Genomic DNA, 14,293 nt, shown 5'->3' with positions numbered 1-14,293 from the left:
AAACTATTTTAATAAAAATTAATAAGTTAAATGAAAATTAAGCGTAAGTTAAAAATTGTACTCCTATCTATTTTCGGATTGGTTTTATTATTATTTATGGCAATGGGCGTTTTCGTGTACAAAGCACGATACGGAATCAATTTTTACGATAGTAAACCACCGGAACTACCTACAGATCTATCTGGAAAAGCAGTATTGTTATTTTCCAAAACTAACGGATTTAGGCATGGAGAAGCGATAGATGGCGCTATTCCTGCCTTCGAAAAAATGGCAAAGGAAAATGATTGGGCTTTCTTTTCTACTGATAATGGGGCTGTTTTTAACCCGGAACAGCTTCAAAAATTCAATGTGGTTATTTGGAATAATTGTAGTGGAAAAGTATTGGACGAAGAGCAACGCCAAAATTTTAAAAACTATTTGGAAAATGGTGGGGGGTATATTGGTATACATGCATCTGGCGATAATTCGCATCAATGGGATTGGTACGAACAAAATGTAATAGGTACGCTTTTTTCCCATCACTCTTTGGATCCTCAATTTCAAAAAGGAACCTTGAATATGGAAGAAGGAAATTCAGTATTGACCAATAACCTACCAATAAAATGGGACCGGGAAGAAGAATGGTATGTGTTTCTTGATAGCCCGCGTAAAAAAGGTTTTTCCATACTTTATACTTTAGATGAGACCAATGTCAACATGAGCGGAAATATTAAATATATGGTTTCCGATAAAGATTTTGGAATGGGAAATGATCATCCAATAGTATGGTATAATAATTTAGGAGAAGGCAGAGTATTCTACTCGGCTTTAGGACACCAAGGAAGCGCTTTTAAAGAACCTGAACATTTGAAAATGCTTGAAAATGCTGTACGTTGGACAGGGAAATTCGATGAGTAAATTATAATCTTTAAAGTACAATAAAATGGGAAATAGAAGAAAATTTGTAAAACAATTAGGTTTAGGCGCTGTAGGTGCTGGGTTCATTACGGCATTACCAGAATCCCTTTATGCTAATGTTAGTAGTAAAGTAAATTACCCAATATCATTGGCTCAGTTTTCACTGGCGTCTGAGTTTTTTACAGGAAAGCATAATACGTTGGAATTTCCAGCAAGGGCCCAAAAAGAATTCGGAGTAAACATTGTAGAATATGTTTCAATGTTTTTTGCTGATAAAATGAAGGATGCATCATTCTTTAAAGAATTAAAGATGCGAACTGATGACCTTGGCGTAAGCAATCATTTAATTATGGTAGATGATGAAAACATAGCAGACCTTGATAAAGTTAAAAGAGCACATGCAGTAGAGAGTCATTATAAGTTTGTTGATGCAGCAAAAGTGTTAGGGTGTAGCTCAATTCGTGTAAATTTAGGAGGTTTGGAGCAAACAGGTTCTGCCGAAAAAGTTGCAGAGGCTGCTTTAGAAGGATATAGCAAATTATTGGAGTATGGCGATGACCATGAAATGAATATAATAGTAGAAAACCATGTGGGGCATTCCTGTAACGGTAAATGGTTGGCAAATATTATGAAAGAAGTAAACCACAAAAGGGCAGGTGTTCTTCCGGATTTTGGAAATTTCTGTATAAACCGTACAAAACCAGAAACCATGGATATTGCTGGGTATATGAATACCAAATGTTTAGAAAAATATGATATGTATTTGGGGATAGAAGAATTAATGCCCTATGCCAAAGGTGTAAGTGCTAAGACACATAAATTCGATGCTAAGGGAAATGAGACCGAAATGGATTTTAAAAGAATTTTCAACATTATTGAAAAATCAGGATTCGACGGAATTATTGGTATTGAGTACGAAGGTGGCTTAATGCATGCACAAGGAATTGAAGGTTATGTAAGTAATGAAGAAGGGATTATGGCAACCAAAAAGCTGATTGAAAAGTCCGCATAAATAATTCTTCTACCTAAGAAGGATATAAAAAAGGAGTCGCAAATTTATTTTTAAGACTCCTTTTAAATTACAAAATTTTACTTATTAACTTTTATAATGCCAAATTGCTAAAAGATTAATGAAGATCTAGTTTAATTAGATAATGAATTATCAATGGTAGCCTTAAATTCGGTAGCATATTCTGTATGCCCGCCCATCAATTGAGTATATCCAATGACTATTAAATTATTGCTAGGGTTTATCCAAAATTTAGTTGCTGCAGCGCCGCCCCAGCTATATTCACCAGTTGCAAGATCTACAGTACCCGAAAGACCATGACCCATACCCGGTTCTGTCTCTACTTCTGGACCAAATTGATCGGACATAATTAGTTGTACCGCTTTTTCAGATAATACGCGTTTACCATTCAATTCGCCTTTATTCAATAGCATTCTGCAGAATTTTTCATAATCACCTAAGGTAGAAAACAAGCCTGCTCCACCTAATAGTAATTTTGGCGGTGCGGTTACTTCAAAAGCATTGTCTGGAATCTTTATTTTTCCATTTTCATCATGGGTGTATAAAACAACCATTTGACCTTTTTTATTATTTGGAACATAAAATGCGGTGTCATCCATTTTTAAAGGATCAAAAATCATAGATTTAAAGTAGTCATCTAATTTCTTACCAGAAACAACTTCTACGATGTATCCAGCAACATCAATACCCAAACCATAGTTATACTTAGTACCTGGTTGAAATTTTAAAGGCACAGTAGCCAAATCTTTAGTCATTTCTTCTATGGTCCAGTCTTTATACATAAACTGTTTAGTTGCATAAATTGAATCCGTATAACTCTCTTCCCAACCGTAAGGGATTCCTGAGGTATGAGTTAGTAAATGGCGAATAGTCATTTCATTTTTTTGTGGCTCCGTGCTGTGTTTACCATCTACTTCTTTGTAAACAAGAGTTTGTGCAAACTCTGGAATATATTTAGAAACTTTATCATCAAGAGTTAGTTTTCCTTGATCATAAAGAGACATAATTGCTACAGCTGTTATGGGCTTTGTCATAGAAAAAATTCGGTACAATGAATTTTCTTGTGTAGGTATGGAATTGGCCACATCAATGTTCCCATATTTATCGTCATAGATAACTTCGCCATCCTTGATTACTCTCATATGTGTGCCAGGTAATTCGCGCTCATCTACATGGTTATGTAATTTTATGGTAGCAGCGTTTAGCGAATCTGGAGAGATAACTATCGGCGCTTCATTTTCAGTTGTTGTAATTACAGATGTATTTACATTTGTTTTACAAGATATGGCCAGTGCAAAAAAGCTAATACCTACTAATAATATGTTTAATTGATTTTTCATTTTCTTTATGTATCTTTTAGTTTTCTGAGCTGTCTATTTTATAATTCTAGCTTTTACTCCAGATACTTTGTAAGGTGCATAGGATGGTCCGGAAGTGCCTGTAAAGGTTTTACCTTTAAAAATTAAATTGGTTTTGAAAGTTTCACCTTGTGGAGTGATTACAAAATTTAAACTATTATTTTCAATTATTTCTAAAGCATCCATTACCCAAGATTGACCGTCATCACTAGTAACTTTTCCTGAAAGTCCATCTTCAGTAGAAACAAAATTTAAAATTCCTGTCATAGGACCTTGTTCTGTTTCAACAATATAGTTCCAACTACCAGCCAATTGTTTTTCGTCAAGTTGAGCGAAAGCCTGAGATGCGAATCCTAAGAAAATACATACAAAAGTAAATTTTTTCATAATATTTTGATTTTAAGTTGATTAGAATAGTTAATTGTTATGAAAGATATTAAAATTACAGTTTTAATTGAGTAAAATTCCTTCTTATTTCTTCAATGCAGCCTTACTGAATAAATGCTGGGGGATTTCGGCATTGAATTGAATATTAGTAAGTATAAAATCAGTTCCTTTACCATCTTTTAAAGCATCTTTGTAATTCATTTTTTTAGGATACCAACGACCATCAATTTTTTCAATTTCACTCATTACCACTAATTTTAATAGTTGTCCGCTTTTTGCATACAATTCTTCTTTAAGGGGAACAAAACGCTCTTGATCAATCCATGCTTTACGTTTAACATAAGATACGTCTTCAACGTTAGCTTCCATATCCAAAATCCATACTTTTCTATTTTGGATAATTTCTTCACCAACAACCTTAACTGTATACATTTCTTCTAATTTACGGTCCTCCATCATATCTTCATATGACAAATCTGACCCCATAACAGACTGGCGTAGCATATGCCCAGAAAGCTGAATCGTTCGGTCTGTTGAAGGGGAGTAAATCCATAATCGATCCTCTAGCTTAAGCATTTTAGTTCCTTTTTCACGTGCTGGAGATAGGTATTCTGAAAATGATCGTTTATCGCCTTCGGCATATCCTTTAGAAACTACAGTTCTACTATTTCGTTTGCCATGGATAATCATTTGTGATTCAGATATTTGAGTATCCGAAGACATATTTGCATCTACTTTTTTTAAAATCGCAATGCCATCTTGTGCAGAAGAAATCAGTATACTTCCAAAAATAATTGTAATAAATGTCGTTGCTTTAAATTTCAATTTGATTGTATTCATATTTAATTATTTTATACCTCTAGTTCTTTAAATAGTGTTGCAGTTTCTCTTTTATATATTCCGATTCCCGAAAGTGCAGTCCCTAAAACCATAGCGAATAAACCAGGAATAAAACCAATATAAAATAATGAAGGAGTAACTTTAGCTCTAATAACAGAAGGCATTAACATGGAACTGTTTTCTAACATTTCTCCAATATCTATACCAACAACTTGCATGTAATAAGTAAAAGCGAGTCCTACAAGACTTCCAAGAATTGAGCCTATAACACCGATAAGAACCGCTTCATAAATCATAGTTCTATAAATATGTCCCTTTGCTTCACCTAAAGCAAGACGAATGCCAAATTCTTGATAACGACGCAAACCTCCTAACAATCCAGTATTCCATAATACAATGGACATAACAATAATAAAAATAGTAACGAAAAGTCCAGTATACACATCCACATAATCCAAATAGCTAGCCAAGTTATTCTGGTCCTTTAAGGGTAGCATAATAGGAGCATATTCATCCGTTGTATTACCTACGGAATTATTAAAGGAATCTGCGAGTTGTTTTGCCTTTTCATCGTTATAAATTTCGTTTGGTTGGTAGCCTAATATTTCCCCTGATGCATTTTCCATATCAAGCATTTTTTGAGCATCTGTAATATCTACTATGATAGCTCCTTTGTCTAATGCGGGAGTACCAAAACGAATAGAACCTGTGACTTTAAAATTTTTAAATGTCATGCTGCCGTTCATGGTAGAGCCAAAATAGGTAACTTCATCACCAATATTAAGCCCTAGCTTTTCTATAAATTCTTGTCCAATTAATGCTTCGCCAGATTTTGTAGGAAGTGCTCCCTTAACGATAGCGGTCTGTAAGTTCATTCTTTTAATCTCGCCAGATGTTTTTGAAAAAAGTTCAAACGCCATCCCCGAAGCTGGTCCTTGTCCTTTTGTTTCTCCATTTGCATCCGGTACGTCTATAATACCTCCGAATTTAGTACGCTTAACCCAGTTCATTTCTGGGTAGTTATTTTTTAATTGCTGTAAAAGTGAATCAACACCGAGTATGGCTAAATCATTAGGTAATTGATCTTTATTCTCTGCATAAGCCTTGGTCATTACCTTTACATGACCAGTATCGAAGCGTGCGTTTTGATCGATAATATCACCCATTGCACCTTTGATATATCCGCTGAGTAAAACGGTAAGGGATACACCAATTGTAACGATGATGATGGGAAGAAGACTACGATTCTTGTCTCCCATAATACCTTTCAATAAAAACTTTATCATTGTAATTTTCCTTTTAATGCGTTATCCGAGTCCTTTTTAGATTTCTCATTTAGGAAGCCCTAGAATATAATAGCCAGAACTCTTACCATTTGCTTTTTTAGCAGGACTAATTTTCCATTTATAATTTTCATTTTTTATTTCTTTCAACATCAATTCAATATCCTTAGAAGTGTAGGTGCGCGGCATTGATGCTTGTCCGTCCCACGCATAACAAATTGGTATTATTGGTATTATATAAGTAAAGAGCAATTGCTTACCAGTAAGGGGCTTAGAAAATGGGGTCAGTAATAATGCCATAATAAAAAGAATGACCAAGGATAGTGGTAAAAGTACCCACCATAATATTAAAGGAATTGTATTTTGTGCCATTTCATAAATGAGTATGGGCTGTTGATTGTCTTGAGCAGTTTTTAGTATTGCTTTGGCCTTTTTTGGTGGCATATGATGAAAACTATTCAACATGGTTTTTAGCCCAGACGGGGCTTCAGTTAAGTTGGTAGCATCTAACGGAATTGAGCTATACGTAACATTTTTATGTCCAGAATTTTTTATATGCTCAATCATTTCTGTATTTGGATGCAAGTCTGTTAGCAATAACGCTATGGGGTTTTCTATATTCTGAGCATTAAGTATGTCAACAGCATCTGGAATTATTCCACCAGAACCTGAACCCATATCTACTATTTTTGAGAAAGGATAAGCTTTTCTACAATCTAATAATAAGTTGGCGATGACTTCTTTGGTACCCATCATTTTATGAAGAACTACAATTAAATTGGTCATACCAGACCTAATTGTTTTAGGAAACCAATTAAAATCTTCAAATTCAAAAAGCTGTATTCTTTTCATTTCTTGTGTAATTTTGTTACTGCATCTTGCCTTTTAAAGCATCAACAGGATTCATTTTAGCTATTTTTCTTGCAGGCATAAAGCTCACGATTGTTGCAGAGATTACTACAATTAATATCGTTCCTAATATTAAACCAATGCCATATACGGGATAAATCCTGTCACTTATAGTAACCCCCATATCTTGGGAGGCAGCAGGTATTCCAATACCAGTATGGGTCATATAAATAAACAATGGTATACCGTAAATACATCCCACAATTGTTGCCAAAATACTATACATTGAACCTTCGACCGTAAATAATTTTACAACTTGCCAGCGAGTCATTCCCATAGCTATATAGGTGCCAATTTCACGTTGTCTTCGAAAAATTGATAATACTTGAGTGTCAAAAATTGCCAATAGGGCAATAGCTAATAATAGAATGTACATTATGGAACCACTTACCTGTTTAGTTTCTATAATATCTGTAAGAGATTTTGTTAGATCTTTTTGACTTTTAAATTTCCACCCATCAATGCTAACTACAGATTCAGAGTTGTTCAGAAATAATGTTGCATGGTTAGTTAACCCTGTCATTTGCCACAATTTATCTAAAGAAACCCAAATTTGACCTTTATCTATAGTACTTACATTAGTATCGAAAATATTGGTTATGGTGATATTGGCAGCATCAAAAGTTCCATTTTTATCTCGCCATCTTAGCAACACTACATCACCCTGTTTTAAATTAGCGGCATCAGCCATTCTTTTACCTATTATAGCGGGAATATTGGCTTTGCTTTCTTTTAAAAGATGCGTGGGAAGTTTTATGGTGTTTTGATTATGATCTATTCCTTTGAGAGCGATAGATATCATTCTACCTTCAGGATAAATGGAACCTTGTCTTATTAGTATAGGCGTCAATTTCTTAGAAGCTACTTCTGAAGGGATTTTAGCGTGACCATCTTCCAATGAGAAAGGGTCTAATGGGTCATAGTTTTCGTGTAGTAAATGTCCGTTAGCATATTCCCAAGCTATATTATCTCGCATAGCCTGCTCGTTCCAACCATTTATCATTCCATTATAAAAAATGATAACTACAAAGGCAAAAGATAAAACAATTACATTTAGCCATGTGCGTAGGCCTGCACCAACAAGGTTTTTATAGGCTAGTTGTAGTGCTAATTTCATAGTACAATGCTAGTAGGTTCTACAATTTCGTCATAATCTAATTTTCCGTCTCGTAAATGAATTAACCGGTCTAGGTAGCCCATTACTTTTTCATCGTGTGTAGAGAATAGAAAAGTGGTTTTTAACTCTCTATTCAAAAGTTTCATAGTTTTTAGGATGGCATGTGCATTTTCTGCATCTAAGTTTGCTGTAGGTTCATCTGCAAGAACGATATCTGGTCTTTTTACCATAGCTCTTGCTATAGCTACGCGTTGGCCTTCACCTCCAGAAAGCTTAGATGGTTTTTTATTTGCCATTTTTTCTAATCCAACCCATTCTAAGGCTTCCATGACAGCTTTTTTTCTTTCTGAAGTACTTTTCCCTTGAAGAATTAAAGCAAATTCAACATTTTCAAAAACAGTGTAAACAGGTAATAGGTTATATACCTGAAAAATAAAACCGATGTGCAGATTTCTAAGTTCTGCGGATTCTTTATGGGAAAGCTCTGAAATGTTTTTATCCATTATTATAGCCTTACCTTCAGTAGGCTTGTCTAAAGAACCCATAATATTTAATAAAGTAGTTTTTCCAGAACCGCTAGGTCCAACCAAACCAGCAAACTCGCTTTCTTTTAATGTAAGGTTAATATTCTCTAAAGCAGTAAATTCGCCCTCACCAACTTTAAAGCGCTTGGTGACGTTTTCAATTTTAATGATACTTTTGTTGCTCATAACGTTACTATTAATGATTATAAACTAGCATTAAACGAATGCCAGGTCCTGAGTTAGTATTGACTAGTTCATTCTCTTGAAGTCCCTGTTGTGTTACGGGGTTGTAATATGCCATTACGTATCCCGTTAATTTGCTAAATTGATGCTCGTAGTTTAAAAAGAAAGTTGCATTTTTAGAAGCCCAGTCGTGATAAACTACAGTACTTATATTGTCGTACATGGTTAAGGGATAAGTGGCATTTAGTGCTGAAATATGATTGTTATTAACATATTTAAAAGCCTTGTCATCATAAGAAGAAATTAAATGTTCAAGGATAATACCCAAACCATTTCCAATTCCGAAAGTGTAATCAATGCCAAAATTCATCAGAGATTGGTTGGTTAAAATACCAATGTTTTCAGATTTAAGACTGTAGGTTGCTTCAAACCAAAGTCCAACTTCTACGTCCCATTTTCCATCAATTCCGAATTTATCCTCTGCAATTTGGTCAACTTGCATGGGCCCAAATAGATCTCTAGGGTCCGCAGTTCTATGATGATAAGAAAGAGCTAGTTCACCCTTGGGAACCGGATATTGAACTCTACCGCCATACTCTGGTCTTTTATCATAGGTTTTTATTGCATCAAATCCTCTTGTTCTTTCGTTCCCATATAGTACCCAGGCCCATACATTGGCATTGTTTGTAAAGTAGTACCTACTTAATAGTCCATAAACACCATTTGTTAGCGCTAGGGGATCTCGTGGGTCTATTTGATTAAACCATTGTAATGGGCGTAGCATGGTAGCGGAACCAAAATCAATTTTCTGAAGGCCGGCACGTAATTCGAACTGCTGTGTAGAATATCTTGCCCAAACCCGATATGGGTCTATATTACCATCTTCTCTTGATTTGTAGAACGGACTAAAAGCAGAGTTGGCATCTAAATTTACTGAGGCTTGAAAATCTAGATTACTTGTTGAATCTAATTTTATTTGATATTCTAGTTCAGGAATATAACGAGCGCCAAATTGTAGTTCTAATTCACTATCAGGGCTTAAATTTCCAAAAACGGATAGCTGCCCATCAAATTCTACGTTATTTTGACAGTAGCTTTGAAAGGCGATAAAAAGAAATAGGATAACTGCTTTATTAAGTTTTCTCATTAGTTATTTCTGGGCATAATGCCGTAAAAAATAAAATTTGTTAGTTCAACTGCTAGTTCCTGGGTGTTGCCATACATTGATGTTAATCTATCATCAACCAATTTTTCATTTAAGCTATTAATCATATATATAACAAAGTCAATTTTTAGGTCTTGGCGTATTTCACCACTTTTCTGAGCATTCGAGAAATCTTTATGAAGGACTACTGAAGATTTTACCTGTGCTTCATTTAAAATATTTTTTAATTTTGGATCTTCCGCACCGTAAATATCCTTTATGAAATCTTCACTTAAATTTTCTGAACTATCATATTTCATTTGTACAATTCGATGAATTTTTTCATTGAATTGTATATCTAAAGTCATGATGTTGTTATAATCTGAAAGCCCTTTGTCCGCCAATTTCTTTAAAACAACTTCAGCGACATTCAACTTATTTTCAAAATTTCTGTAAAAGGTCATTTTACTTACTTTGGCCTGTTTACATATTTCTTCTACCGTTACTTTTGTTATACCGTATTTCCAAAAAAGATGTTTACTAGCCTCTAAAATTGCCAAGTAGCTCTTTGTTTTTTTATCTGCCTTTACTTTCATAGATGATACAAATATATATAAATGTTACTATATTAGTAATATAATTAACAAAACGTAACATTTTTTAATGAACGGTTTGCGCTAATTGTTATTATTATTAAAAAAGTTATATTATAAATTGAGTATTTCTCAAAAAGTTAGTTTTAAGTTATAATTTATGTTAAGGTTAACATAATTGTTGTAAAACCCTTTCTATTTTTAAGGAGTTAGAATAATAGTAAACTAATTAATAACCTATTGAATAATCATTAACTGATTTTATAGATTTAAGTATTATCTATTTTCAAAAATGGATACCTTATAGAACCAATTTAAAACGAACACATGAAAAGAAGAGATTTTGTACAGTACGCCGGGTTGGGCGCCGGAGCATTAATGATGCCGTCATTATTGCTAGGAAAAGATATCCCGACGGAAGCTTTACTGGAACCGGGTATGGATGCCTTGATAAAAAAAAACATGGCAGATGTTGCTCTTAATACGGCAAAGTCGTTAGGAGCTACATACGCTGATGCTAGAATAGGAAGATACTTAAATCAGTATGTATTCACAAGAGAAGACAAAGTACAAAATGTAGTAAATACAGAGTCTTTTGGTATTGGTATTCGTGTAATTGCAAATGGCACTTGGGGTTTTGCATCAACCAATAGTGTTACTGCAGACGGAATTAAAAAAGCAACCGAACAAGCGGTAGCAATTGCAAAAGCAAATTCCAAAATTCAAAAAGAGCCGGTAAAGTTAGCACCAGTAAATGCATATGGAGAGGTATCTTGGAAAACACCGATAAAGAAAGATTTTAAAGAAGTTCCTGTTTCAGAGAAGGTAGACCTATTATTAAGCGCCAATGCTGCGGCATTAGAAAATGGTGCAGATTACGTCAACTCTGCGTTGTTTATGATTAACGAACAGAAGTATTTTGCTTCAACCGACGGTTCATATATAGATCAAGATATTCATAGGTTGTGGCCAACCTTTAGGGTAACCGCAATCGATAAATCTGCGGGAACTTTTAAAACAAGAGAAAATATGAGTGCCCCTGTTGGTATGGGCTATGAGTATATGGACGGATTAGAATCAGAAAAGCTTGAAGGGCCGGCAGGACTACGTTTGTACAGAAATAGCTATGATATGGTAGAAGATGCTACCGTTGCGGCTAAGCAGGCAAAGGAAAAATTAACTGCAAAATCTGTTGATGCAGGTAAGTACGATTTGGTTTTAGAACCGAATCACTTAGGATTGACTATTCACGAATCTGTAGGCCACCCATTAGAGTTGGATCGTGTTCTAGGTTATGAGGCAAATTACGCGGGTACAAGTTTTGCATCGTTAGATAAATTAAAATCAGGAAACTTCAAGTACGGTAGTGATGTCGTAAATTTAGTTGCGGATAAAACCCAAGTTGGCTCATTAGGTGCTGTTGGGTATGATGATGAGGGAGTGAAAACTAAAAAATGGGATTTAGTGCGTAATGGTATTTTAACTAATTTCCAAGCCATACGCGACCAAGTTCACATGATAGACCAGAATGAATCTCACGGTTGCTGCTATGCACAAAGTTGGGACGATGTTCAGTTTCAACGTATGCCAAACGTTTCTTTAGAACCAGGAAAGGATAAGTATTCTATTTCCGAGATGATTAAAGATGTAGAAAAAGGAATTTATATTGCAGGTCGTGGTTCATATTCTATTGATCAACAACGATATAATTTCCAATTTGGTGGTACGGTGTTTTATGAGATTAAGAACGGAGAAATTGTCGGTATGTTAGAAGATGTGGCGTACCAGTCCAACACCCAAGAATTTTGGAATTCATGTGTTAAGATTTGTGATGAAAGCGATTACCGTTTGTTCGGTACTTTCTTTGATGGTAAAGGGCAACCTTCTCAATCTAGTGCAGTGTCTCACGGTAGTTCTACTGCTAGGTTCAATGATGTAAACGTAATAAACACAGGTAGATCTATTTAAGTATAGGTTCACACTAAAAAAAGAACAACAATGGCAATTTATACAAAAGAAGAAGCAAGAAAAATATTGGAGAAAGCATTGAGCTTTTCCAAAGCCGATGCCTGTGAAATTAACTTAAGCGGCTATAATAGCGGCAATATCAGGTACGCAAGAAATACAGTGTCTACATCTGGTTTTAGCTCCAATCAAAGTTTAGCTGTACAATCTAGTTTTGGAAAAAAATCAGGTACGGCAACTATAGATGAGTTCGATGATGCATCATTGGAAAAAGTAGTAAGAAGAGCGGAAGAGCTGGCGAATCTTTCCCCTGAGAATCCTGAGTTTATGGAACCTTTAGGCCCGCAGATGTATGATGAGTCTATAACATATAGTGAATCTACAGCAAATATAACTCCTGAGTATAGGGCAGAAGTGTCAAGTAAAAGTATTGTACCTGCAGATGCAAAAGATGTAACGGCAGCAGGATTTTTAAATGACTCCGCCGGTTTTAGCGCAATGATCAATTCAAAAGGATTGTTTGCCTATAATCAATCTACAGATTTAGAGTTTACCGTAACTATGCGTACAAATGATGGTACAGGTTCTGGTTGGGTTTCAAGGGATTTTAACGATGTATCAAAGTTTGATGCCGATGAGGCGGCAATGACTGCTATTGATAAAGCGATTTTATCAAAAGAAGCAAAAGCAATTGAGCCAGGAAAATACACAGTGATTTTGGAACCAGCTGCTTCAGCAGATTTATTGCGTAATATGTTTCGCTCTTTAGATGCTCGTTCTGCAGATGAGGGTAGAAGTTTTATGTCTGCTGCAGACGGTAAAAATAAGTTAGGACAAAAAATTGTTGATGAACGTGTTAGCATTTATTCAGATCCGTTGAATACAGAAGTACCAACATCCACTTGGAACGGGGAAGGACAACCTTTAAAGAAAACAAGTTGGATAGAAAACGGAGTTGTAAAAAACTTAGCTTATGACCGGTTTTGGGCAAAAGAGAAAGGTGTTGAGCCAGTTCCTTTTCCATCTAACGCAATAATGGCAGGCGGCGATGCAAGCTTAGAAGAACTGATTAAGAGTACAAAAAAAGGAATTTTGGTAACACGTTTATGGTACATACGTAGCGTAGATCCACAAACGTTACTATACACAGGACTAACAAGAGATGGAACGTTTTACATTGAAAACGGAGAAATTAAATATCCTGTAAAAAACTTTAGGTTTAATGAGAGCCCTATCATCATGCTGAACAATTTAGAAACACTAGGCAAACAAGTACGAATTGATGGTAATTTAATTCCGTATATGAAGATTCGAGACTTTACTTTTACCAGTCTTTCAGATGCGGTATAAATCATATTAATACTATTTTAAACTGGTTGTTTGTGTTGCATCACGACAACCAGTTTTCTTTTTGCAGCTTTTAAAAATAGGACACTTTTGAACAACGAATTTTTTTTTACAAGGTTACAGTATGAATCTGGCGATTGGGATGTGGACCAACGCATGCCTTCTAATTTGTTGAATTCATTAGTGGAATACACCACGTTGAAAGTAAATACTCAAGAAAAGATTATTTCGCTGGCAAGCGATGATATTTTTAAGAGTCCGTTTTGCTATATCTCGGGACACAAATTGGTGGAATTTACTAAAAAGGAAAAAGAGAATTTTGAAAAATATGTGCGTAACGGAGGATTCGTTTTCGCAGATGATTGCAATCACGATATTGACGGCTTGTTCGCAAAATCTTTCGAGCGGCAAATGGAAGAAATATTTGGTCCGTCCGCATTAAAAAAAATACCCAACGACCACGAAATCTATACGATATTCTTTGATTTTGAAGATGGTCCGCCCACCACATCGCAAGAACTGAATGGTTGGGGAGATGATCTGGTGCACGATTATTTAAAAGCGATTGTGGTAAATGGCAGAATTGCGGTGCTGTATAGCAACAAAGACTACGGTTGCGAGTGGGATTATGATTTTAGAAACAAACGTTGGTACAAAATAGACAATACACGGTTTGGGGTCAACATCGTCATGTACGCCCTAACCTCATAAACACA

The 14,293-nt window shown here is 35.2% G+C and carries 14 protein-coding genes; 5 read left to right on the top strand and 9 right to left on the bottom strand.

Translation table 11 applies throughout. From position 1 onward, the window contains the following. Positions 1-30: 30 nt before the first annotated feature. A complete protein-coding gene (locus BTR34_RS01650; protein WP_068486893.1) occupies positions 31-897 on the top strand; it encodes a ThuA domain-containing protein in 867 nt (288 codons plus the stop codon). A gap of 25 nt (positions 898-922) precedes the next feature. Further along, on the top strand, positions 923-1,909 hold the full coding sequence (locus tag BTR34_RS01645; protein ID WP_068486895.1) for a sugar phosphate isomerase/epimerase family protein: 987 nt from the start codon (positions 923-925) through the stop codon (positions 1,907-1,909). A gap of 131 nt (positions 1,910-2,040) precedes the next feature. Here BTR34_RS01645 and BTR34_RS01640 read toward each other — a convergent pair whose 3' ends face one another. The 9 genes from BTR34_RS01640 to BTR34_RS01600 form a co-directional block, all read right to left on the bottom strand. Continuing rightward, on the bottom strand, positions 2,041-3,267 hold the full coding sequence (locus BTR34_RS01640; protein WP_068486897.1) for a serine hydrolase domain-containing protein: 1,227 nt from the start codon (positions 3,265-3,267) through the stop codon (positions 2,041-2,043). Between the two features lie 33 nt (positions 3,268-3,300). Next, positions 3,301-3,672, bottom strand: a complete 372-nt coding sequence (locus BTR34_RS01635) for a hypothetical protein (RefSeq protein ID WP_068486899.1) — start codon at positions 3,670-3,672, stop codon at positions 3,301-3,303. 84 nt (positions 3,673-3,756) lie between these two features. Next, positions 3,757-4,512, bottom strand: coding sequence for an outer membrane lipoprotein-sorting protein (locus BTR34_RS01630; RefSeq protein WP_068486901.1), 756 nt, complete (start codon positions 4,510-4,512; stop codon positions 3,757-3,759). 11 nt (positions 4,513-4,523) lie between these two features. Continuing rightward, positions 4,524-5,798 (bottom strand): ABC transporter permease, encoded by a 1,275-nt coding sequence (locus BTR34_RS01625; protein WP_068486903.1) that lies wholly within the window; start codon positions 5,796-5,798, stop codon positions 4,524-4,526. Between the two features lie 45 nt (positions 5,799-5,843). Then, positions 5,844-6,647, bottom strand: a complete 804-nt coding sequence (locus tag BTR34_RS01620; protein ID WP_068486905.1) for a hypothetical protein — start codon at positions 6,645-6,647, stop codon at positions 5,844-5,846. A 16-nt stretch (positions 6,648-6,663) separates the two neighbouring features. After that, positions 6,664-7,821 carry an ABC transporter permease gene (locus BTR34_RS01615; RefSeq protein ID WP_068486907.1) on the bottom strand — a complete coding sequence of 386 codons (1,158 nt, stop codon included), beginning with the start codon at positions 7,819-7,821 and terminating at the stop codon, positions 6,664-6,666. Further along, positions 7,818-8,531 carry an ABC transporter ATP-binding protein gene (locus BTR34_RS01610; protein ID WP_068486909.1) on the bottom strand — a complete coding sequence of 238 codons (714 nt, stop codon included), beginning with the start codon at positions 8,529-8,531 and terminating at the stop codon, positions 7,818-7,820. The genes BTR34_RS01615 and BTR34_RS01610 overlap by 4 nt, the downstream gene beginning before the upstream one ends. Before the next feature lie 10 nt (positions 8,532-8,541). Beyond that, positions 8,542-9,675: a porin family protein gene (locus BTR34_RS01605; protein WP_068486911.1), complete on the bottom strand. Its 1,134-nt coding sequence runs from the start codon at positions 9,673-9,675 to the stop codon at positions 8,542-8,544. Continuing rightward, a complete protein-coding gene (locus BTR34_RS01600; protein ID WP_068486912.1) occupies positions 9,675-10,268 on the bottom strand; it encodes a TetR/AcrR family transcriptional regulator in 594 nt (197 codons plus the stop codon). Before BTR34_RS01600 ends, BTR34_RS01605 begins: the two co-directional genes overlap by 1 nt. A 324-nt stretch (positions 10,269-10,592) precedes the next feature. Here BTR34_RS01600 and BTR34_RS01595 point away from each other — a divergent pair, with 324 nt between their 5' ends. From BTR34_RS01595 to BTR34_RS01585, 3 genes are all read left to right on the top strand, one after another. Beyond that, positions 10,593-12,233 (top strand): TldD/PmbA family protein, encoded by a 1,641-nt coding sequence (locus BTR34_RS01595; protein WP_068486914.1) that lies wholly within the window; start codon positions 10,593-10,595, stop codon positions 12,231-12,233. 30 nt (positions 12,234-12,263) lie between these two features. Continuing rightward, on the top strand, positions 12,264-13,580 hold the full coding sequence (locus BTR34_RS01590; protein WP_068486916.1) for a TldD/PmbA family protein: 1,317 nt from the start codon (positions 12,264-12,266) through the stop codon (positions 13,578-13,580). A gap of 87 nt (positions 13,581-13,667) precedes the next feature. Continuing rightward, positions 13,668-14,288, top strand: coding sequence for a DUF4159 domain-containing protein (locus BTR34_RS01585; RefSeq protein WP_068486919.1), 621 nt, complete (start codon positions 13,668-13,670; stop codon positions 14,286-14,288). The last annotated feature ends 5 nt before the right edge of the window (positions 14,289-14,293 follow it).

The sequence above is a fragment of the Maribacter hydrothermalis genome, from assembly GCF_001913155.1.
In the GTDB taxonomy this organism is placed as follows: domain Bacteria; phylum Bacteroidota; class Bacteroidia; order Flavobacteriales; family Flavobacteriaceae; genus Maribacter; species Maribacter hydrothermalis.
Note: the sequence above shows the minus strand (reverse complement) of the source record. Positions and strands in the feature narration are given on the sequence as shown.

What these genes read in the sequence shown, in the direction of transcription:
- BTR34_RS01610 (WP_068486909.1), bottom strand. Translation starts at nt 8,531, where the DNA reads ATGAGCAACAAAAGTATCATTAAAATTGAAAACGTCACCAAGCGCTTT.
- BTR34_RS01600 (WP_068486912.1), bottom strand. Translation starts at nt 10,268, where the DNA reads ATGAAAGTAAAGGCAGATAAAAAAACAAAGAGCTACTTGGCAATTTTA.
- BTR34_RS01640 (WP_068486897.1), bottom strand. Translation starts at nt 3,267, where the DNA reads ATGAAAAATCAATTAAACATATTATTAGTAGGTATTAGCTTTTTTGCA.
- BTR34_RS01605 (WP_068486911.1), bottom strand. Translation starts at nt 9,675, where the DNA reads ATGAGAAAACTTAATAAAGCAGTTATCCTATTTCTTTTTATCGCCTTT.
- BTR34_RS01645 (WP_068486895.1), top strand. Translation starts at nt 923, where the DNA reads ATGGGAAATAGAAGAAAATTTGTAAAACAATTAGGTTTAGGCGCTGTA.
- BTR34_RS01615 (WP_068486907.1), bottom strand. Translation starts at nt 7,821, where the DNA reads ATGAAATTAGCACTACAACTAGCCTATAAAAACCTTGTTGGTGCAGGC.
- BTR34_RS01630 (WP_068486901.1), bottom strand. Translation starts at nt 4,512, where the DNA reads ATGAATACAATCAAATTGAAATTTAAAGCAACGACATTTATTACAATT.
- BTR34_RS01650 (WP_068486893.1), top strand. Translation starts at nt 31, where the DNA reads ATGAAAATTAAGCGTAAGTTAAAAATTGTACTCCTATCTATTTTCGGA.
- BTR34_RS01635 (WP_068486899.1), bottom strand. Translation starts at nt 3,672, where the DNA reads ATGAAAAAATTTACTTTTGTATGTATTTTCTTAGGATTCGCATCTCAG.
- BTR34_RS01625 (WP_068486903.1), bottom strand. Translation starts at nt 5,798, where the DNA reads ATGATAAAGTTTTTATTGAAAGGTATTATGGGAGACAAGAATCGTAGT.
- BTR34_RS01620 (WP_068486905.1), bottom strand. Translation starts at nt 6,647, where the DNA reads ATGAAAAGAATACAGCTTTTTGAATTTGAAGATTTTAATTGGTTTCCT.
- BTR34_RS01590 (WP_068486916.1), top strand. Translation starts at nt 12,264, where the DNA reads ATGGCAATTTATACAAAAGAAGAAGCAAGAAAAATATTGGAGAAAGCA.
- BTR34_RS01595 (WP_068486914.1), top strand. Translation starts at nt 10,593, where the DNA reads ATGAAAAGAAGAGATTTTGTACAGTACGCCGGGTTGGGCGCCGGAGCA.